The sequence below is a fragment of the Bradyrhizobium australiense genome, assembly GCF_013114825.1.
Lineage (GTDB): Bacteria > Pseudomonadota > Alphaproteobacteria > Rhizobiales > Xanthobacteraceae > Bradyrhizobium > Bradyrhizobium australiense.
The window spans coordinates 54121-73520 of record NZ_JAAVLX010000011.1; the positions used below are offsets into that span (position 1 = coordinate 54121).

Annotated in this window: 16 protein-coding genes; 10 read left to right on the forward strand and 6 right to left on the reverse strand. The window is 60.1% G+C overall.

Features of this window, described 5'->3' with window-relative positions:
* The first annotated feature begins 477 nt into the window (after nucleotides 1-477).
* The 6 genes from HCN58_RS29210 to HCN58_RS29235 all read left to right on the forward strand — a co-directional run bounded on the left by HCN58_RS29210 (nucleotide 478) and on the right by HCN58_RS29235 (nucleotide 7167).
* The gene (locus HCN58_RS29210) at nucleotides 478-1314 is read left to right on the forward strand and encodes an alpha/beta fold hydrolase (RefSeq protein WP_171582824.1); all 837 of its coding nucleotides are present in this window, start codon (nucleotides 478-480) and stop codon (nucleotides 1312-1314) included.
* A 744-nt stretch (nucleotides 1315-2058) separates the two neighbouring features.
* A complete protein-coding gene (locus HCN58_RS29215) occupies nucleotides 2059-3405 on the forward strand; it encodes an extracellular solute-binding protein (protein WP_171582825.1) in 1347 nt (448 codons plus the stop codon).
* A 134-nt stretch (nucleotides 3406-3539) separates the two neighbouring features.
* A complete protein-coding gene (locus tag HCN58_RS29220; RefSeq protein ID WP_171582826.1) occupies nucleotides 3540-4568 on the forward strand; it encodes an ABC transporter ATP-binding protein in 1029 nt (342 codons plus the stop codon).
* Nucleotides 4569-4583: 15 nt separating this feature from the next.
* Nucleotides 4584-5513 carry a carbohydrate ABC transporter permease gene (locus HCN58_RS29225; protein ID WP_171582827.1) on the forward strand — a complete coding sequence of 310 codons (930 nt, stop codon included), beginning with the start codon at nucleotides 4584-4586 and terminating at the stop codon, nucleotides 5511-5513.
* A 1-nt stretch (nucleotide 5514) separates the two neighbouring features.
* The gene (locus tag HCN58_RS29230; RefSeq protein WP_171582828.1) at nucleotides 5515-6360 is read left to right on the forward strand and encodes a carbohydrate ABC transporter permease; all 846 of its coding nucleotides are present in this window, start codon (nucleotides 5515-5517) and stop codon (nucleotides 6358-6360) included.
* A gap of 591 nt (nucleotides 6361-6951) precedes the next feature.
* Nucleotides 6952-7167, forward strand: a complete 216-nt coding sequence (locus HCN58_RS29235; protein ID WP_171582829.1) for a hypothetical protein — start codon at nucleotides 6952-6954, stop codon at nucleotides 7165-7167.
* Between the two features lie 568 nt (nucleotides 7168-7735).
* Here HCN58_RS29235 and HCN58_RS29240 read toward each other — a convergent pair.
* From HCN58_RS29240 to HCN58_RS29265, 6 genes are read right to left on the reverse strand one after another with little or no spacing between them, the layout of a single operon-like run.
* Nucleotides 7736-8770: a Bug family tripartite tricarboxylate transporter substrate binding protein gene (locus HCN58_RS29240; RefSeq protein ID WP_171582830.1), complete on the reverse strand. Its 1035-nt coding sequence runs from the start codon at nucleotides 8768-8770 to the stop codon at nucleotides 7736-7738.
* On the reverse strand, nucleotides 8763-9902 hold the full coding sequence (locus tag HCN58_RS29245; RefSeq protein ID WP_171582831.1) for a mandelate racemase/muconate lactonizing enzyme family protein: 1140 nt from the start codon (nucleotides 9900-9902) through the stop codon (nucleotides 8763-8765). The genes HCN58_RS29240 and HCN58_RS29245 overlap by 8 nt, the downstream gene beginning before the upstream one ends.
* A gap of 10 nt (nucleotides 9903-9912) precedes the next feature.
* On the reverse strand, nucleotides 9913-10875 hold the full coding sequence (locus HCN58_RS29250; protein WP_171582832.1) for a hydroxyacid dehydrogenase: 963 nt from the start codon (nucleotides 10873-10875) through the stop codon (nucleotides 9913-9915).
* Entirely contained in the window at nucleotides 10868-11773 is a 906-nt protein-coding gene (locus HCN58_RS29255; protein ID WP_171582833.1) for a fumarylacetoacetate hydrolase family protein, read from the reverse strand. Before HCN58_RS29255 ends, HCN58_RS29250 begins: the two co-directional genes overlap by 8 nt.
* A 16-nt stretch (nucleotides 11774-11789) precedes the next feature.
* A complete protein-coding gene (locus tag HCN58_RS29260) occupies nucleotides 11790-12929 on the reverse strand; it encodes a mandelate racemase/muconate lactonizing enzyme family protein (RefSeq protein ID WP_171582834.1) in 1140 nt (379 codons plus the stop codon).
* A gap of 51 nt (nucleotides 12930-12980) precedes the next feature.
* Nucleotides 12981-13958 (reverse strand): Bug family tripartite tricarboxylate transporter substrate binding protein, encoded by a 978-nt coding sequence (locus HCN58_RS29265; RefSeq protein WP_171582835.1) that lies wholly within the window; start codon nucleotides 13956-13958, stop codon nucleotides 12981-12983.
* Between the two features lie 111 nt (nucleotides 13959-14069).
* Here HCN58_RS29265 and HCN58_RS29270 point away from each other — a divergent pair, with 111 nt between their 5' ends.
* The 4 genes from HCN58_RS29270 (at nucleotide 14070) to HCN58_RS29285 (ending at nucleotide 19349) form a co-directional block, all read left to right on the forward strand.
* A complete protein-coding gene (locus HCN58_RS29270) occupies nucleotides 14070-14762 on the forward strand; it encodes a GntR family transcriptional regulator (RefSeq protein ID WP_235983988.1) in 693 nt (230 codons plus the stop codon).
* Between the two features lie 243 nt (nucleotides 14763-15005).
* The gene (locus tag HCN58_RS29275) at nucleotides 15006-16079 is read left to right on the forward strand and encodes a sugar phosphate isomerase/epimerase family protein (RefSeq protein WP_171582836.1); all 1074 of its coding nucleotides are present in this window, start codon (nucleotides 15006-15008) and stop codon (nucleotides 16077-16079) included.
* Between the two features lie 31 nt (nucleotides 16080-16110).
* Nucleotides 16111-17262 carry a Gfo/Idh/MocA family protein gene (locus HCN58_RS29280; RefSeq protein WP_171582837.1) on the forward strand — a complete coding sequence of 384 codons (1152 nt, stop codon included), beginning with the start codon at nucleotides 16111-16113 and terminating at the stop codon, nucleotides 17260-17262.
* A gap of 1043 nt (nucleotides 17263-18305) precedes the next feature.
* Nucleotides 18306-19349, forward strand: coding sequence for a LacI family DNA-binding transcriptional regulator (locus tag HCN58_RS29285; RefSeq protein ID WP_171582838.1), 1044 nt, complete (start codon nucleotides 18306-18308; stop codon nucleotides 19347-19349).
* The last annotated feature ends 51 nt before the right edge of the window (nucleotides 19350-19400 follow it).

Below are 19400 nucleotides of genomic sequence, written 5' to 3' on the forward strand. Positions count from 1 at the left end.
GGCATGCAAGAAAGAGCGCCTTCGTGCGCCAGTTTTCGAAGACGCTCCCTGCGTTCGGGAAAAGATGCTCCAGCCGTTCGTTGGATCTTCAGGAACGCACGAGGACATCTTTTTTCCGTTAATCCGGTACCGATCGGAACGTCGTATGGCCAGCATTCTGTTCGTCGGGTGGCATATCCGCTGCTGCCGGTCGCAACGCTGCCCTGACCATTCAGGTATCGGCAAGCTTGCCGGGTGCCAGCCCCGAAACCGCGGCCTGCTCAGTAGGGCAGCCGCTGGAGGGGCAGGTCGCGCATATTCCGGCAATCGGATCAATCCCGCCGACTTCCCGATCCTTACCTGGTTGCGACCTCAGACACCGTGCCGCTGACCAGAGCTCAGCAACTTTCATAAATTTAATTTTGGGCCAGCGGTACGGCCTCGCCGCCTGCGCGTTTTTTACACCATCTATTGAATAGAAGTGATTGGGATGGAACGATGAAGAGGGGAGTTGCTATATTGGCATGCCTCTGTGCCCTCACCGGCGCCGTGTATTTTGGAATTAGCAAATGGGGCATTCGGCACGATCCGCTGAACCTTTTCGATGCCGCTCGACAGCGGCCTGTCGCTGTCGATCTTGCCGTACGTACTGACTATGAGATGAAGGCCAATGCAGGCTATTGGAAGCTTCCCGTAGCGATCATCAGCAACGGGAATACTGTCAAGAACACTGAGTATTCATTCCTGGCCAACGTGTTTGCTGCACGGGGTTATCTGGTTGCCAGCATTCAGCAAGACCTTCCGAGTGATCCGCCGCTGATAACCAAGGTCGGGCTGCCCTACGTCGGCCGGCGCGGAGTGTATGAAAAAGATGAAGCCAACATTCTGTTTGTACTTGGGCAATTGAAAAAATTGCAGCCGAACGCGGACTACAGTCATCTGACGCTTGTTGGACATTCCAATGGCGGAGACGTTGCGATGTACTTCGCCAAGCAACATCCCGAACTGGTATCAAAGGTGATCACCCTCGATAATTTGCGCGTTCCCTTCGTGCTCAGCCACAAGCTGAAGATCCTGTCCCTTCGCTCGAAAGACCCGCGTTTCAAAACCGATCCCGGCGTGCTGCCGACCCCTGAGCAGGCCGGGGCGGACGACATCGATATCGTTCATACACCGTTCCAGCATACTGATATGAGCGACCGTGGTCCCCCTTCCGTTAAGGAAAAGATACAGGCCACGCTCGATGAATTTCTGGGTGACGCGAATAGCAGCGAACTGGCGCCCGTGCCTACGGATAACCCTATCGTTTCCAATGCCGGAAGCCCGCTTTCATAGCGCTTTTCATAAGGTGATCGAAAGTTTGCCGCCGTTTTCGGGATATCCAGCAATCGGAAGCAGACAGCGTTGACTGCTAGACTGGCAACGCCAAGCCAGCCAAAAAATAGAAATTCAGGACGCAGCGTCGGCAAATCCACACCTGGGATGGGCTGAACTTGGGGGGCCAGGAGTTTATTGCCTTTGGAAGGGATTATATCGCACTGCGATATGGTGAGCTGATCTCTGCAGCTAAAGTCTATCGGCATCGACCGGAACACTTAACCGAACAATGCGTTCTGCGAAAAAGAGCCTATTCCGATCTGGCTCTGGGGGGTGTTGCGGAGGAGCTGCTCATGGCAACACTCAATGTCGACATCCCTTCTCGCCATCCGAACATCTATCAGCCCGCGCCCGTCATCGCGGGCGGCCCGGCGCCATAGGTCATTACGCTGGTCGCGACAGCGCTGATCACTGACTACACCGGGAAGGATATTAGCGCTGCAGGCATGTATGAATAACGGAGATAAGGCAAAGCGGAAGACCTTGCATCATGGACTGGTGACGATTGCTAGATTTGTGCAACCTGCTGCCGTCGATGCTCCCGTTCTATCGATGGCTCTTTGCGCGCAAATGAGGCGGCGACAGATGGTTATTGCGGCTCATTCCGGCACCTTGCCAGTGACCTAAAACATAATCCAGTGGACGAGGCATCCTCTCATCCCGATCCGCCTCGTCCAACTGAACTACGAGAGGAGGACGGATATGGAGATAAGCAGAATTCCGCGTGTCACCAGGCGCCGGTTCTTGAAGGAAACGGGCCTTACGCTTGGAGCCGCCGGTGTTGCCCCTTTGATTTCCGCGCCATTCGTGTCGTCGGCGTTAGCCGACACCAAGACGCTGACCATCGTGCAATGGAGCCACTTCGTTCCGGAGTACGACAAGTGGTTCGACGATTTCACGAAGGACTGGGGCTCGAAGAACAAGATCGAGGTTACCGTCGACCACATTCCCGTCGCCAACGTTGCCGCTCGCGCGGCCGCGGAAGCATCGGCGGGATCTGGTCATGACCTGTTCGGATGGAATGGCGCGGGCGGCGCGCACCTCTACCGTAAATTCCTCGTCGACGTGACGAGCTTGGTCGAGTCCGTCGAGAAGAAATACGGCAAGGTCAGCGTGATTGGCCGGCAGATCGGCTACAATCAGGACGACAAGACCTGGTCAGCGTTCCCCGATTTCTACATCAACTTTCCCTCCATGTATCGCAAGAGCATGTGGGATGAGATCGGGATGAAGCCGGATACCTGGGACAATGTGCGCATCGGCGGCGCCAAGCTGAAAGCCAAAGGCCATCCGATCGGCATTTCGCTCGGGCACAGCAACGACCCAAATACGACGTGGCGCGGCCTGCTGTGGAGTTTCGGCGGCGCTCTTCAGGATGCCGAAGCCAAGAGTATCGTCCTCAACAGCAAAGAAACGGTCGAAGCCGTAAAATTCGTCGCCGCGCTCTACAACGAAGCGATGTCGCCAGAAGTGCTGTCATGGGACGATTCGAGCAACAACCGATATCTAGTTGCGGGGATCGGCTCGCTGATCGTCAATCCGATCTCGGCCTATCGGACATACCAGAAAGCCAACAAGAAAGGCGCCGACGACACGTTCGTGATGGAGCCTCCCAAGGGACCGGCCCGCCGCATCATGGGCGGCGCATCCGAATTCTACGGTATCTGGAAATTTGCCAAGAACAAGGAAGGCGCGATCGAGTTCCTCAAATACTACGCCGATCACTGGCCCGAAGCTTTCAAAGCGAGCGAAGGGTACAACAATCCCTGCTTCGCCAACCTCGTGCCAAAGCCGATGCCGATTCTGTCAAACGATCCGACCTCGACGCCGAACGACAAGCTCGCGGTGTTGCAGAACTCGGACGAGTGGTCGGCGTCTCCCGGATATCCGGGGCCGTCCTGGCCTGCCGTCGACGAGGTCTACAACGATTTCGTCATCTGCGACATGATGGCGAAAGCAGCGACCGGCGCCATGACCGCGGAAGAATCGGTCAAGTGGGCCACGCAACAGGCTGAAGCCATCTTCAAGAAATGGCACGGCAAGACCTGATTGCCGCCACCCGGACCGCGCAGTCGTGCGCGGTCCGGGATACCCGCAACGGTTCTGGCTGTTGGCAAAACGAATTGAGTGCTGCATCGAGTGATTGGCGGAAGTAGCGCCACGCCTTGATCCTGGGAGGTTCAATGGCTGCCGTATTGACCAGGGATATCGTCAAGACATTCGGCGAGATCACCGCCGTCAATGGTATTTCGCTCACGGTGCCGGACGCCGAATTCATGGTGCTGCTCGGCCCATCAGGCTGCGGCAAGACGACATTCCTGCGCATCATCTGCGGGCTCGATCAACAGACGAGCGGCGATCTTCTGATCGGCGGCCGCATCGTCAACGACATCCCGCCGCGCGCCCGCGGCGTGGCGATGATGTTCCAGAGCTACGGCCTCTACCCGCATTATACGGTGCGCAACAACATCGCATTTCCATTGCGCACGCAGCGACTGCCCCGGGATGAAATCGAAAAAAAGGTCCAGTGGGCGTCGCAATTGCTTGGTATTGGCCACCTTCTCGACCGCCGGCCGCGGCAGTTGTCCGGCGGCGAGCGCCAGCGTGTTGCGCTCGCGCGCGCCCTCGTGCGCGAGCCGACTGCGCTCCTGCTCGACGAGCCGCTGTCCAATCTCGACGCCAAATTGCGCACCTCGGCTCGACAGGAGATCAAAAACTTTCAGCAGCGCGTTGGCCTCACCACGATTTACGTGACTCACGACCAGGTGGAAGCGATGGGGATGGGCGACCGGATTGCAGTCATCGACCACGGGCGGGTTCGGCAGGTGGGCACACCGAAGGAAATCTATGACGACCCCGCCGACCTTTTTGTCGCGACCTTTGTCGGCGCGCCGCCAATGAATATCGTCACCCACAACGGCGGCGGCTATCTCGGCTTCCGTCCCGAGAATTTCTTGCCCACGGATATGATCGAAAACGGCGCTGCGACCGAATTTTCGTTTCGTGTCGACCGCTCCGAATATCTGGGGTCCGAGCGAATCGTATACGGCGTGATGGACGGCTTCGATTCAAAGCAGCCGATCACGGCGAAGTTGCCGCCGGCCCACGTGGCAGCAGAACGTATTCGGCCCGGTGAGTGGCATCCGTTCGCCGTGAAGAACAGCGCGCTCCGCCATTTCGACAAAAACGGCAATCGCACCAGTCGCCACTGAACCGAGATTTCACCAATGGCCGTCATCGCAGAACCTGTTACCAAGCCGGTCTCCCGCCTTCATTTCATGCTGGACCGGCGGGAGGTGCTCGAAAATATCCTGATCGCACCGGCGATCATCTACGTCCTGCTACTGGTCGGTTTGCCGCTTCTTCTCGCCATGTATTATTCGGTCAGTGCTTATACGATTTACAATCCAACGTGGCAGTTTGTTGGTCTCGCGAATTTCACGCAGATTATCGATAACCCAAATTTCCTCCAAACCCTGGGTAATACCTTCATCTTCACGTTCGGGTCGCAACTGCTCGGCCTCGTGCTCGGAAAATTCGGCGCCTTCTTGCTGTTGCGGCCCTTCCCCGGCCGCAAGATCGTGCGGGCGCTCATCATTCTGCCTTTCGCGGTGCCGGTCGCGCTCGCCACAATCGCCTGGCAGTGGATGTTTGATTCGCTCTATAGCGTGATCAACTGGACATTGATTGCGGCCAGCATCGTCACTCGCGAGGATGCGCCGAACTGGCTCGGCAATCCGTACCTCGCGATGCTGTGTGTGATCATTATCAACGCCTGGCGCTTCTTTCCATTTGCCATTGTGATCTTCCTCGCGGGCATCACCGCGATTCCGCAGGACATTATCGATGCGGCCACGGTCGACGGCGCCGGCTTCTGGCGTCGCAACTACCAGATTATCCTGCCGATGATCCTGCCAATCGTGGCCATCGGCCTGATCTTCGGCATCGTGTTCACGTTTACCGATCTCTCCATTGTCTTCCTGCTGACCATGGGCGGTCCCGTCGGCGCAACCTCCGTACTGGGATTTGCGGGTTTTCAGACCGGCATCGTGTCCGGCGACGTGTCGCATGGCGCCGCCATCTCGCTGTTCATGCTTCCGGTGCTGCTCGTTGTGGTAATCATTACGCTGCGCTTCATTCGTCGCCGGGAGATCTGACATGCCACGCGCTTTTTCCCGCTCGCTCCGCGAGGTTGCGTTCTTCTTCGGTATCACATTTTTCGTCATCCTGGCCGCATTCCCGTTCTATTGGATGGTGATTACGGCGTTCAAGCCGAACAGCGATCTCTATGATGTCACTAACGTCCCGTTCTGGTTCAACGAACCGCCGACGTTAGAACACTTGACCTATCTGTTCAAAGAGACACTGTTCGCGCGCTGGCTGTTGAACTCGCTAATGATCGGAGTGTGCGTCACCATGATCACGCTGGTCACTGCCGTGCCGGCTGGTTACAGCCTGGCACGCATGACCAGCCGCAAGGGCGAAGCGCTGGGGATAGCAATTTTCTTGACCTACCTGGTGCCGCCGACCCTGCTGTTCTTGCCACTATCACGGATTATCGCCGAGCTCGGGCTGCAGAATTCGATGTGGTCGCTGGTGCTGGTGTATCCCACATTTACCATTCCGTTCTGCTCCTGGCTGCTGATGGGCTTTTTCAAGGCGCTGCCGCCGGAGATCGAGGAGGCGGCGATCGTCGATGGCTGCAGTCTCTTTGGCGCCTTCATCAAAATGGCTATCCCGCTGTCGCTGCCGGCGATCCTGACGGTGGTGATCTTCACGTTCACGCTGACATTGCAGGAGTTCGTCTACGCGCTGACCTTCGTGTCTTCGTCCTCGCAGAAACCGGTCACGCTTGGGGTGTCAACCGACCTGATCCGCGGCGACGTGTTCTTCTGGGGCGAGATCATGGCCGGTGCGTTGATCGCCGCCGTCCCGGTGGCCGTTGCCTATAACCTTTTCCTTGATCGCTTTATCTCCGGTATCACGGGCGGCGCCATTAAATAGTGATGGTCAATTACGTTAGCAAAGGACTGTTGGAGATGAGAGCATGGCGATGGCCACTCATTGAGGCGGACGCGCCCTGGCGGAATTCCAAGCAAGCGAGTACTCGCATGAAGGGCTGACCTTCGTTTTTGAGAATAGGGGCCAGCAAGGGCGCTGCCCAAAACGCGTGACACTGGGATTTCGGCACCGCCTCAGCCCTAAGCGGACATGCGCTGCTGCACCGACTGACGTCTGCATTCGGCTGGGCATGCCGCTCAAGCGGGCCTGCTTCCGTTTTGTGAAGGGTTTCTGATGCCGGCGGCACGATGGTGCGGCAAGCTCTGGTGAAAGGCGTCCAAAGGAGGAAACCGCGCATGTTGTGGTTGTCTCTGGAACCAGCCGCAGCTTTCGTATTTTTCCTTCTGGGAAGCAAGCCATGGGCAGCTAGCTGCGAGGACCCTCGGCAATGAAAGGGGTGGCATTTGAGACCGGAATGATGATTGAGCAAAACAATCAAGACGCTGTTCCAGAGTCGCCGACACGCAACAGGCTCCTGCAGCTGATACCCCGCGATGAACTTGTCGTGCTGCGGGCAAATCGGAAGAGGTGCAGATGGCAGCCCGACAGGTTCTGCATCACTGGCGATTGCCGATGGAATACGTGTATTTCATCGAGCGCGGCCTAGTCTCTGTTTCGGCACGCATTGACGAGAATCATTTCGTTGAAGCAACGCCTAGGCTAGGCGAAACCTGTTTTCCACGTAGCTCAAATGGTGGTTTTTGGTCCGGGAAGGTCGAAAATGCTTATCTTTCAATGGGGATTGACTGACACTCTCTCCGCCGCACTGCTTCTCCATTGCATCGGGGCGTTCGAAGCGACAGCAAATCAATCAATAGTGCGGCCAACGGCTGTTGCGGCTAGTTCCGTGATGCTAGTTCAACTGATTTTGATTCCGCCATTCTGAGATTCGCTCAAGCCGAATGTTACTGCCGAACTCAAAGATATTGCAGTCGGCTTCGGTTGTTCATTTGGAAGTCAGCCATTTGGAAAAGCGCTGCTTGGCTGGCGACCGGAAGCTAGTCCCACCCGGGCATCCAAAGATTTCAGGTCTTCAGCACCCACGTTCTCGTCTAGAAATGCCGCAACGAAATCGCAACGAATTGGGTGAAATGAACGTGAACAGAACGCGACCAGTGCGGCTTCCACGTCAAGAAAGATCAATAAGTTAGAAGATGCTCACTGCGTTCGGGACGAAGGGGCTCTGCTATTTCCACCCGTCCTCTCAAGTTCAATATTTGTGGGCGTACTTCAGCTATGTCCTTCGATCTGAAGTGCGCGCAGATCAAGGATGTCGGCGAGGATCTTGCGCCTTCGATGCACAGCCGCAATGAAAAACTCACTCCGGCTGAATATTGGCATCCTTTACAACCTTGGCCCATTTCTGGATCTCGGCGCGAATATGATCTGCGAATTGTGATGGCGTTCCGCCGACGGGTTCGACGCCCTGGTCCACGAAACGGCGCTTCACATCGTCCATTTTGAAGATCGCGTTCATCTGGGCATTCAGCTTTTGCACGATCTCCGGCCGCATGCCCGCGGGTCCAACGATGCCGAACCAGACGGTGACCTCGTATCCGGAAACGCCGGCCTCCGAGACCGTCGGCACGTTTGCGGCGAGCGCCGAGCGCGTCTTGCTGCTGACGCCAAGCGCCCGCAACTTGTCGGCTTTAACTTGGGGCAACACGTTCGGCGTGTTGTCGAAGGCGATATCGATGTGCCCGCCGAGCATGTCGTTCACCATTGGCGCACTGCCTTTATAAGGCACATGCACGAGGTCGATCCCTGCCATGCTCTTGAACAATTCCATCGAGAGATGGTTGGACGAACCGATACCGGTCGAGCCGTAGCTGACCTTGGCGGGATTCTTTTTGGCGTAGTCGATCAGCTCCTTCACGGAATTGATCGGCATCGAGGGCTTTATCACAAGAAGGTTCTGCGTCTGGCCCGCGAAGATCAGCGGCGTAAAATCCTTCACCGTATCGTAGGGCAGATTCTTGTAGATGCTGGGATTGGCGCCGAACGGAAACGCGACGCCGAGCAGGGTGTAGCCGTCGGGCGGTGCCTTGGCGACAGCTTCGGTACCGATCAGCGTGCCGCCGCCCGGCCGGTTCTCGACCACGACGGGAACGCCCCAGGCCTCGTTGAGCTTTTGCGCTACGATCCGCCCCAGCGTGTCGTTGAATCCGCCGGGCGGGTAGGGAACGACGTAGCGGATGGTCCGGCTCGGGTAGTTGTCCGGATCGGCCGGTATTGCCGGGGCGGTCTGCGCCGATGCTGCGGTGGCGCCAAGGAGAATAAGGAGAGCGCAGCAGGCGAAGTGAACAAGTCGGCGTGCGCTCGATGCAACTTCAGCCCGCTGCGTTTCAGACATAGCACGGTCCCTCGATCAGCGGATGGGCATTGATGAAGGCTTCATTGATCTCGACGCCAAGCCCTGGCGTTTCCGACGGCTTGACGCATCCGTCCGTATCTAACGCGTAGGGGCTGCCACCAACCTCATCGCGGAACGGGTTGTGCTTGGCGACATCGCCCTCGAAATATCCCGGGAGATCGACGGCCGCGAGCACGTTGATGCTCGCAGCCATGTTGATGCCGGTTGCCGAGGTATGCGGATTGAACGACAGCTTCCACGCATAGGCCATGCCGGCGATCCGGACCGCCTCGGTGACGCCGCCGGTCTTGGACAGATCCGGCTGCACGAAGCTCACGGCGCGGTCTTCGATCAGGCGCGTGAATTCGAAGCGGGTGTAGTGGTTTTCGCCGGCCGCCAGCGGCGTGGTGCCGAGCGATGCGGCCGTTTGGTACGAGCGGTAGTCTTGTGCCGGAAACGGTTCTTCGAGCCATCCGATCTGCAGCTCTTCATAGGCTGGCATCACGCGGCGCACGTCGTCGACGGTGTATCCGGTGTTGGCGTCCACCAGGATCTCGATTTCGTCTCCGACCGCTTCGCGGACGGCGGTGGCGCGGGCAACGTCGTCGCGGGGATTGTCGCCGACGCGAAGCTTGATCGCCCGATACCCCTGCGCGACATAGCCGAGGGCTTCCTGCGCGAGCGATTGCGGCGGCTGATAGCCGAGCGAAATGCCGCCCGCATAGGCCTTGATCGGCTTTGAAGCGCCGCCGAGCAGTTTGTACAGCGGCCAGCCGGCCGCCTTGGCCCTGATATCCCACAGCGCGAGATCGAGGCCGCTCAAGGCCATCGCGGCGGCATACCCCATGCCATGGCTCGCGAGCTGCATCTGGTAGACGCGTTGCCAGACGCCGACGACGTTCATCGCATCCATGCCGACGACGAGCTCGGAGATCGTGGTATCGATCAGCTTGGCGATCGCGCCCGGGCAGCGGCCGTGATGGGCTTCGCCCCATCCGGTGAGGCCTTGATCGGTGGTGACTTTGACCAATACCGCGTCGCGCTTGACGGCGCGGCCGATACCGAGCCTGACGTTCTGTCCCTCCGGCACGCGGTAGGAGATCGGGACGGCTTTGATCGATGTAATGCGCATGTTGGGGACCTCATGCCGCCTTGTAGGCGGGATTGACGAGATTGAGCGGTTGTTCGCCGCGCAGGATACGAAGCATTTCCTCGGCTGAGCCGACGGCCATCGCTCGGCCGCTGGTGGCGGTGATGCCCGCGGTATGCGGCGTCAGCAACAGGTTCGGACAATCGAACAGGACGTCGTTCGACGGCAAGGGTTGCACGTCGAACACGTCGAGCGCCGCACCGCCGATCTTCTGCGACTTCAGCGCGTCGATCAGCGCAGGCGTCTCGATCACGGCGCCGCGCGAGACGTTCACCAGCAGGGCAGACGGCTTCATCCGGCCGATCAGGTCGCGGCTGACCATGCCTCTTGTCTCGTCGGTCAGCGCGCAGCACACCGCGATGGCATCGCTGCGGGCGAACAGGTCTGCGAGCGAGACTTCTTCGATACCGGCGGGCAGCGATCCCTTGCGGCGCGAGGTGCCGAGCACTTTCATCCCAAAGCCGCCACGTGCGATACCTGCGAGGTGACGGCCGATAGTGCCGACCCCGAGGATACCGAGCGTTGTCGTGCTGAGTTCGGTAAAGCTGTCAGCCGCCGGGCGCGCGGTATTCCAGCCATCGCTGCGCAAGCTTTTGTCCAGGCGGTAGAGCGGCCGGCGCAGATACATCAAGGCCGACATCACATATTCGGCCACCGCGTTGGTATTGCTTCCCGGCAGGTTGGCCACCGCTATGCCGTGCGCGGTGGCGGCGGCGACCGGGATGAAGTCGAGGCCGACGCCGTGGCGGACGATGCCCTTGAGGCGCGGCGCATGATCGACGATATCGTCGGGCAGCTTGGCGCGCACGATGATGCCATCGGCATCCCCAGCGAAATTACGCAAGGTTTCCGGACGTGCGTCGGGCGGGACGATCAGACTGACATGCGGCGCGAGAATCGCCTCGCCGTCGGGATGCATCGCATTGGTCAAGAGGACGGTTGGTTTTTCAGGCATCTGGCGCGGATCCTTCGATGACGGGATTTCGCAGTCGGCCAAGGCCTTCGACCTCGACTTCGACGGTCGAGCCTGGCGTGAGCCACGCCGGCGGTTTGTGCAGGGCGGCGACGCCGGCCGGTGTGCCTGTTGCGATGATGTCGCCGGGCTCGAGCGGCTGCAGGACGGACAAATAGGAGACGAGATCGGCGACGTCGAACAGCATGTCGCGCGTCGACCCGGACTGCAGCACACGGCCGTCGACCTTCAGCGATACCGCCAGCGCGTGAGGGTCCCTGACTTCATCGCGAGACGCGAGATACGGGCCAAACGGCCCAAACGTCGCAAAATTCTTGCCGCGATCGAAATGGCCGTCCGTCTTGATGATTTCGCTGGCGCTGATGTCGTTGAAGCAGCCATAGGCAACGACGTGATCGAGCGCCCGGTCCTTGCCGACCTTCTCGGCGCGGGTACCGATCACGGCAGCAAGTTCGGCTTCATAGGTGACGCCGCCGATTCCCGCCGGCAGAACGATCGCCTGTCCGGCCCCGGTAATCGTTCGCAGCGCTTTCATGAACAGCACCGGCTTCTCCGGCGGTGGCATGCCGCGCTCGGCCAGCGCATCGCGGTAGTTATGTGCAATGCCGAAGATCCGTCGCGGCGCGGGCAGCGGCGCGGTCAGTGTGACGGAAGCGATGGAAAGTTTTGCTTCCTCTGCAAGGCGGTGCGCGCGGATTCGTTCGACGACGTCGGGAAGGCCGGCCTCGATCAAAGCAAGCATTTGCGGCGCAACGCCTCGCAGCGCCTCGCGCATCGACGGATGCGCGAGATCGACGACCTGGTCGTTGTGGCCGGCGCCATTCCCGAGCAGCACGCCCGCGCGGACAAAACCCTGCTTGCTGAAGCTGACGAATTTCATGCTTGTAGCAACCTGTTCAGGCGACGCGGTAGCGATCGAGCACGCCGCGATCGATCTCGATGCCGAGACCGGCGCGGTGCGGGACAGCAATCGTGCCCTTGACCTGGCGGATCGGCTCGACGGCCAAGTGATCGCGGAACGGATTTTCCTCCTGCTCGAATTCCAGCATCGGCGGCATTGGGAACAGGCTCTGCGGCTGGTTTGGTATAGACGCCAGGAAGTGGATGGTGGCGGCGAGACCGACCACGGAACCCCATGCATGTGGCACGCATTCCACGCCATGTATCGAGGCCAGCGCCGCGATTTTCTTGCATTCGGTAATACCGCCCGCCGCGCAGACGTCAGGCTGTACGATATCCATCGCCTTGCGCACAATGGCGTCGCGAAAACCCCAGCGGGTGAACTCGTTCTCGCCACCCGCCACCGACATGTCGAGCGCGCGCGACACCTCGACATAGCCATCGATGTCCTCCGGCGAGATCGGCTCCTCGAACCATTCGATATCGAGTTCTTCCAGCTTGCGGCCAAGCCGGATCGCGGCGGGAACGGTAAGGCAATGATTGGCGTCGACCATCAGCTTGACGTCGGGGCCGATGGCCTCACGCACCGCCTTGACGCGATCGAAATCGCGCTTGATCGAACCGAGGCCGATCTTCATCTTGATCGCCCTGAACCCTTTTCTGACGTAGGCCGAGGCTTCCTCGACCGCCTCGTCGACCAGCCGGTCCATGTCGGTGAAGTAAAGCCCGGTGGCATAGGCATCGACTTCGGTGCGGAACGCACCGCCGATCAATTTGTGAACCGGCTTGTTGCAGGCCTTGCCGACGATGTCCCACAGCGCGAGGTCGATGCCGCTGATCGCGGCGATCGACATGCCCTTCGGGCCGTAATCCTTGATCCGATTATAGAGATCCTCCCAGATCACCTCGACGTCGAACGGATCGCGGCCGATCACGCGCGGCGCCAACTGGGTGTCGATGAAGGCCTTGGCGACGGCAGAGGGGCCGTAGCATTCGCCCCAGCCGACGATGCCGTCATCGGTCTCGATCTCGACCAGGCAGGTGCCGCGGGTCTTGTAAAGCCAGCCGCGCGAGGAGGTGAAGGGCCGCGCGACCGGAGCTGCAACGACGTGACAGGTGATTTTCTTGATGGACAAGCGCTTAGGCCTTTGTCTTGTTGTGAGGAGGGCAGGGCGGCGAGGCGCCGGTTATTCTTTCTGGTCCTTCGGGAAGACCTGCGCTGCCACGGTGCCGAGCGCGTTGGCGACGCTGTCGACTTCCTTGGTCAGGGCATCGCCGGTGAGATCGTCGACGAGGAACGCGTTCTTCTTGGAAAATTCCTTGAAGCGCGGATCCTGGATGGCCGCGCGGAAGGCGGTGATGAGCTTGGTCTTGACATCGGCGGGAAGGCCGGCCGGCGCGACTACATAGGCCATCTGCACGACGGGACCGAATGGGAAGACGTCGTATCCCCTGTCCTTGAAGGTCGGTACATCCGGAAACATCTCCAGTCGCTCATTGGCGAAGATGCCAATCGGCTTGAGCAGGCCTTCCTGAATCTGCCCGATCGTTTCCGACGGCTTGAGCACGCCGGAAGTGACGTGCCCGCCGAGCAGGTCGGCGACCACCTTCGAGCCACCGGTGTAGGGCACGTTGACATAGTTGACGCCGGCAGCGCGCGCCGTCATCGACGCAAAGATGTGGTTGAGGTTGTAGTTGCCGGGCGTGCCGATCGTCACCTTGTCGGGATTGTCCTTCATCAGCTTGACGAAATCGTCGAGCGATTTCTGCTCGGCCTTGGTCGGCACCAGCAACATCAACGGATCGGTCGAGACGCGGGCGATGTGGGTGAACTGCGCATTGGTGAGCGGCGTCTTGCCCTGCGCGATCAGCGCCAGCGTCGAACTGGTGCCCATGCCGATCGTGTAGCCGTCGGGGGTTGCTGTTGCCACGCGGCGCATGCCGATCGTGCCGGTGGCGCCGGCCACGTTCTCGATCACGAGCTTAATACCGTGTTCGCGCAGGATCGGATCGAGCGCCCGCACCGCGACATCGTTCGAGCCGCCGGCATTCCAGGGCACGATGAAGGTGACGTCCCGCGCAGGATAGGCGGATTGAGCCTCGGCGGCTGTGAACTGAAAACTGGCAATAGCGCACGCCAGAATAATCGAGCTCGGCTTGAGCATTGTTGTTTCCTTCCATTGTGTTGTTTGTTATAACAAACAACGTCGGGCGGTCAATAGACCGCCTTGCGAGGGAATTTGCGCCATGTCGCGCGCTGGGATAGCGAGCGTCCGATGACGACGGCATTGAAGCGAATCGAACGTGAGCCACTGTGGGATCTCGCGCACGCGCAGCTGCGCGATGCGCTGCTGGCCGGGAAGTTCGAGCCCGGCACGGTCCTGACCTTGCGCGCGCTGGCCGAAAGTTTTGGGACGTCGATTACGCCGGTACGCGACGCCGTCACCCGGCTGGTTGCGCAAGGTGTGCTGCAGCAGGGGCCGCGCAATTCGGCGATCGTGCCGAACCTGTCACGCAAGGAGCTCGCAGATCTGACGGTGGTGCGCTGCGCACTCGAAGGACGCGCGGCGCGGGAAGCCGCACTGCAACGGCACGACGACGCCACGCTGCGCCGTCTTGAAGAACGGCTTGCGACGATGCAGTCGCTGATCCAGGCGCGAAAGCTGGAAAGCTATCTCGAGCATCACCGGAAATTCCATTTCGGGATTTACGCGATGTCGGGCATCCCGCTGATGGTCGAGACCATCGAGAACATGTGGCTGCGGTGCGGCCCGGTGTTGTCCTTCGTGATCCCCGAATATGTCGTTCTGTTAAAAGGGTGGGACCATCACACCGCGTCGCTGAAGGCGATCATGGCGGGTGACGCTGATGGTGCAGAGCGTGAGATTGTCGCCGACATCAGCGAAGCCGCGCACTATCTTGCCGGTCTTGCAGATTCGAAGGGGCAAATAAGGCGGCCGTCCAGCTAGTTGGGCTTGCATTTAGAAAATCTCGCGGCCGACGTTCAGATCTTCCGTATCGTTGCACCTGGTGTCAAAGGACGAGGTTCAGCGGCTGCTGGGGGCATGCCTGATAACAGTAGAGAACGGCGGGAGGATACATGAAACAAACAAGAAACTGTGTCGAGATTTTGCGATAGTTTGCCTGGCCCTGAGGGCGTCTCGACTATTGCGATCTTGCCAATACCAATGGTCTGAACCGGAGAAAACGTAATGTCAGCGACTGTCCGACCGACCACCATGAAGGGGCCCGCAATTTTTCTGGCGCAGTTCATCGGCGATGCACAGCCGTTTGACAGCTTCGATGCCATCTGCGGCTGGGCCGCAGGACTCGGTTACAAGGGCGTTCAGGTCCCGACCTCCGATCCACGACTGATCGATCTCGACAAGGCTGCGGCCTCTCAGACCTATTGCGATGAAATTGCCGGCGTGGCCGCGAGCCACGGTCTCGTGATCACCGAATTGTCCACCCACCTGCAGGGACAGCTCGTCGCGGTCCACCCAGCCTACAACGAAGCCTTCGACGCTTTTGCACCGCCAGCAGTCAGGGGCAGGCCGAACGAACGTCAGATCTGGGCCATAAATCAAATGGTGAAGGCCGCGCAGGCGTCTCGCCGCCTCGGCCTCACCGGCAGCGTGAGCTTCACCGGCGCGCTGGCCTGGCCGTTTCTTTATCCCTGGCCGCAGCGGCCGCCGGGCCTGATCGAGACAGCGTTCGACGAACTCGCGCGTCGCTGGCGTCCGATCCTCGATGCATATGAGGAAGTGGGCGTCGACCTCTGCTACGAAATCCATCCAGGCGAGGACGTATGCGACGGCATTACCTTCGAGATGTTCTACGAGCGCACCGGCAATCACCCCCGTTGCGCGATCAACTACGATCCGTCCCATTTCGTCCTGCAGCAACTGGACTATCTGGCCTTCGTCGACATTTACGCCGAGCGCATCCGCGCCTTCCATGTCAAGGACGCGGAGTTCAATCCGACCGGGCGGCAGGGCGTCTATTCGGGCTTCCAGCCTTGGATCAATCGCGCCGGGCGCTTTCGCTCGCTTGGTGACGGGCAGGTTGACTTCAAGGCGATCTTCTCGCGGCTGGCCGCCATTGGTTTCGACCGGTGGGCGGTGCTGGAGTGGGAGTGCTGTTTGAAGAACGCGGAGGACGGCGCGCGCGAAGGCGCCGCCTTTATCCGCGACCACATCATCCGCGTTACCGAGCGAGCCTTCGACGACTTCGCCGGCGGCACCAGCGACGAGAGGCAGATCCGACGAACATTGGGCCTCATTTGAGCGCCGGAATAAATTGACAGGAGCGTGCGACATGGCTGAGCCACGCATTCGACTTGGAATGGTAGGCGGTGGGGAAGGCGCCTTCATCGGCGCCGTCCACCGTATCGCCGCGCGCTTGGACAACCGTTACGAACTCGTCGCTGGCGCGCTTTCGGCCTCGCCCGATAAAGCGATCCGATCGGCGGCGGCTATCGGCCTTGGGGCCGATCGATCCTATCCTGACTATGGGACCATGGCGCAGGCCGAGGCTGCGCGAACAGACGGTATCGAGGCGGTCGCGATCGTTACCCCAAACCATATGCACGCACCTGTCGCCGACACCTTCCTGGATGCGGGTGTTCACATCATCTGCGACAAACCGTTGACAACTACCCTTGAGGAGGCGCGCCGCTTGCGCGACAAGGCACGCGCGAGCGGACTGATATTTGCCGTCACCTATAATTATTCCGGTTATCCGCTTGTCCGCCATGCACGCTTGATGATTCAGGGCGGCGAACTCGGCGCGATCCGGATCGTGCAGGTCGAATACCCGCAGGATTGGCTGGCCGATCCGCTTGAGGCTGCGGGCCAGAAGCAGGCCGACTGGCGCACCGACCCAGCGCGCTCGGGTGCTGGCGGCTGCGTCAGCGACATCGGTACCCATGCATATCAGCTGGCGCATTTTGTCACCGGGATGATGCCTGAGCAGATTCTGGCCGAGGCGACGATCTTCGTGCCGGGCCGCCGTGTCGATGACAACGTGCAAGTCCTGCTGCGTTACGGGAACGGCGCGCGGGGCGCATTATGGGCTAGCCAGGTTGCACCCGGAAACGATAACGGGCTGCGATTACGGATCTTCGGCGAGAAGGGCGGCTTGGATTGGCGGCAGGAAGAGCCGAACCTTCTCACCTGGTCGCCGCTCGGTGACGCACCACGATCGATCCGCCGCGGCACAACGTCCATGAACGCCGCCGGTCAGCGCGTCAATCGTATTCCAGCCGGCCATCCTGAGGGATACCTGGAAGCGTTCGCGACGATTTATACCGAAGTGGCCACAGCTATTGTGGCCAGTCGTACCGCTTCCCTTGCCGACCCGGGGCTGACCTTTCCAACGATTGAAGATGGCTTTGCCGGTGTTGCGATGGTGGACGCCGTCCTGCGCTCGAGCACAGCCGGAGGGGTCTGGATGCCGGTTGAATTGTGAAAGCGCCGACCACACCATCGTCCCTGTTACATGGGTGTGCGGAGGCCACTTATAATGCGAGGTCTGCGTCGTGACGGAGATGGGGCTACTCGGTGGGAGGGAACGAATGGTCGCCTGGAGTTATCGTAGAGCGACGCTCTGCGACGTGCCTCGCGATCACCTTCGATACCCGTCAAATCGCACGACGGCCTCTGCGGAATCGAGCTCACGAAAGTTGACTATCTCCGCCACGCTCCCCTCCAGCTCTGCGATCGTTCGTTCTTAGGATCGGCCTTGCAGCGTGAAATGGGGGAAGGGGAGTATATCGGCAGCGACCAACACTCGAACCCCAACGCCTTTGAGTTGTCTGGACTGCGCCGAACTCGCTGGTGCGGCATTCCGACAGGAGGAAATTAAACTGCCGGTTCAATGTAGGTTTAACGACACGTTTGTCGGAATAGCCCTTGATTTTCCTGCGAAATCACACGCCTCTTAATCAGCGGGTCCCAGGTTCGAGCCTTGGTGCGCTCACCAAACATATCAAGACCTTAGCCAGAGAAACCGTTTGAGGAAACCGAACTAAAGCGGTTTTTCAAACGGTGTTTTTCTGTGAGGCGCGAACAGCTCTCGATAATGTGACTGACAGCCCGCTGCTAAGATAAAGGCAGTCGGTTTGGCTGTATCCCTGACGACGTTCCTTCAGCCCTGACGCGGCTACGCGATCGGGCAACGGACGAATTTCTCGACCGTGCCGTCGAGAAACATTCGCTCGAGATGATGGCCTGCCCCTTCGACACGACTGCGCGCGAACCGCGGCGTGTCGCGGCTTAGCCTGGAGCCGGCTCGTGGCACTCATTCCAGCCGCGTACGCACTCTATCAGGCACACCGATTTGTCCCCCTTCGCCCGTTCGAGGGCGTTTATGAAGGAATCCCAGCAGCTTGTTCTGAGCCTTGATCTGACGAGCCGCTAAGGCGCGCGCCCCCAATGCGTTGTCAGGTCTACGGGCGTCGTTTCCTCAAGATGAGTTGCGTACCTCAAAGAACCTCTGCTAGCCTTCAGCCCATGAAGGAGCCGGACGCCAACAGCCCTCTCACGCTCAGGGACATCGCCCGCCAGGCTGGCGTCAGCCTCGCCACGGTCGATCGCGTCCTGCACAACCGTCCCGGCGTGCGGCCGGACACGGTCCGCCGGGTCAAGGAGACGATCGCCCGCAACTCCTTTCAGCCGCATGTGGCCGGCGCCGAGCTCGCCCGTGGCCGTTTCAGGCGCTTCGCCTTCGTGATGCCGTCGGGGCCGAACCTGTTCATGCAGCAGATCCAGTCCTATCTCGGCGAGATGTCGGGCTGGCTGTCGGCCCGCCGCCTCGCGGTCGAGATGGTCGCGACCGACGTGTTCGACGCCTTCGTTCTCGCGAGCTCGCTAGAGGCCCTTGCCGGCGAGTATGACGGCGTCGCGGTCGTCGCGCTCGATCATCCGAGCGTGCGGGCCGCCATCAACGATCTCGTCGATGGCGGCGCCAAGGTGGTGACGCTGGTCTCTGATGTGCCGTCGTCGCGCCGCCATCATTATGTCGGCATCGACAATATCGCCGCCGGGCGCACCGCCGGCGCGCTGGTCGGCCGCCTCGTTGGTCCGCGATCCGGCAAGGTCGCGATCGTCGCCGGCTCGCAAGGCCTGCGCGACCATGCCGAGCGCATCTTCGGCTTCAATCAGGTGATGGCGTCGGAGTTTCCTGGGCTTAACGTGCTGCCCGTGCTCGAAGGGCGCGACGAGGACGAGCGCTCGGAACAGCTCATGTCGCGTCTGCTCGGCAAACATCCTGACGTCGTCGGCCTCTACAATGTCGGCGCCGGCACGCCAGGCGTTGCCAAGGCCCTGATCGATTCCGGTCGCGAGAAGCAGGTGGTGTTCGTCGGACACGACGTCACCGTGCTGACGCGCAAGCTCTTGTTGCAAGGCGTGATGGATGCGGCGATCTCGCAAAACCCGGGACACGAGGCCCGCGCCGCCGTGCGCGTGCTGCTCGCGCTCGCCCGCGGCGAGCCGATCCTGAGTGAACAAGAGAAGATCCGGATCGACATCGTGATGCGGGACAATCTGCCATAGCCTGTAGAACGATTTGCAAGGCGGCCCGATGTGGGAAAAGGCGACAAAGAT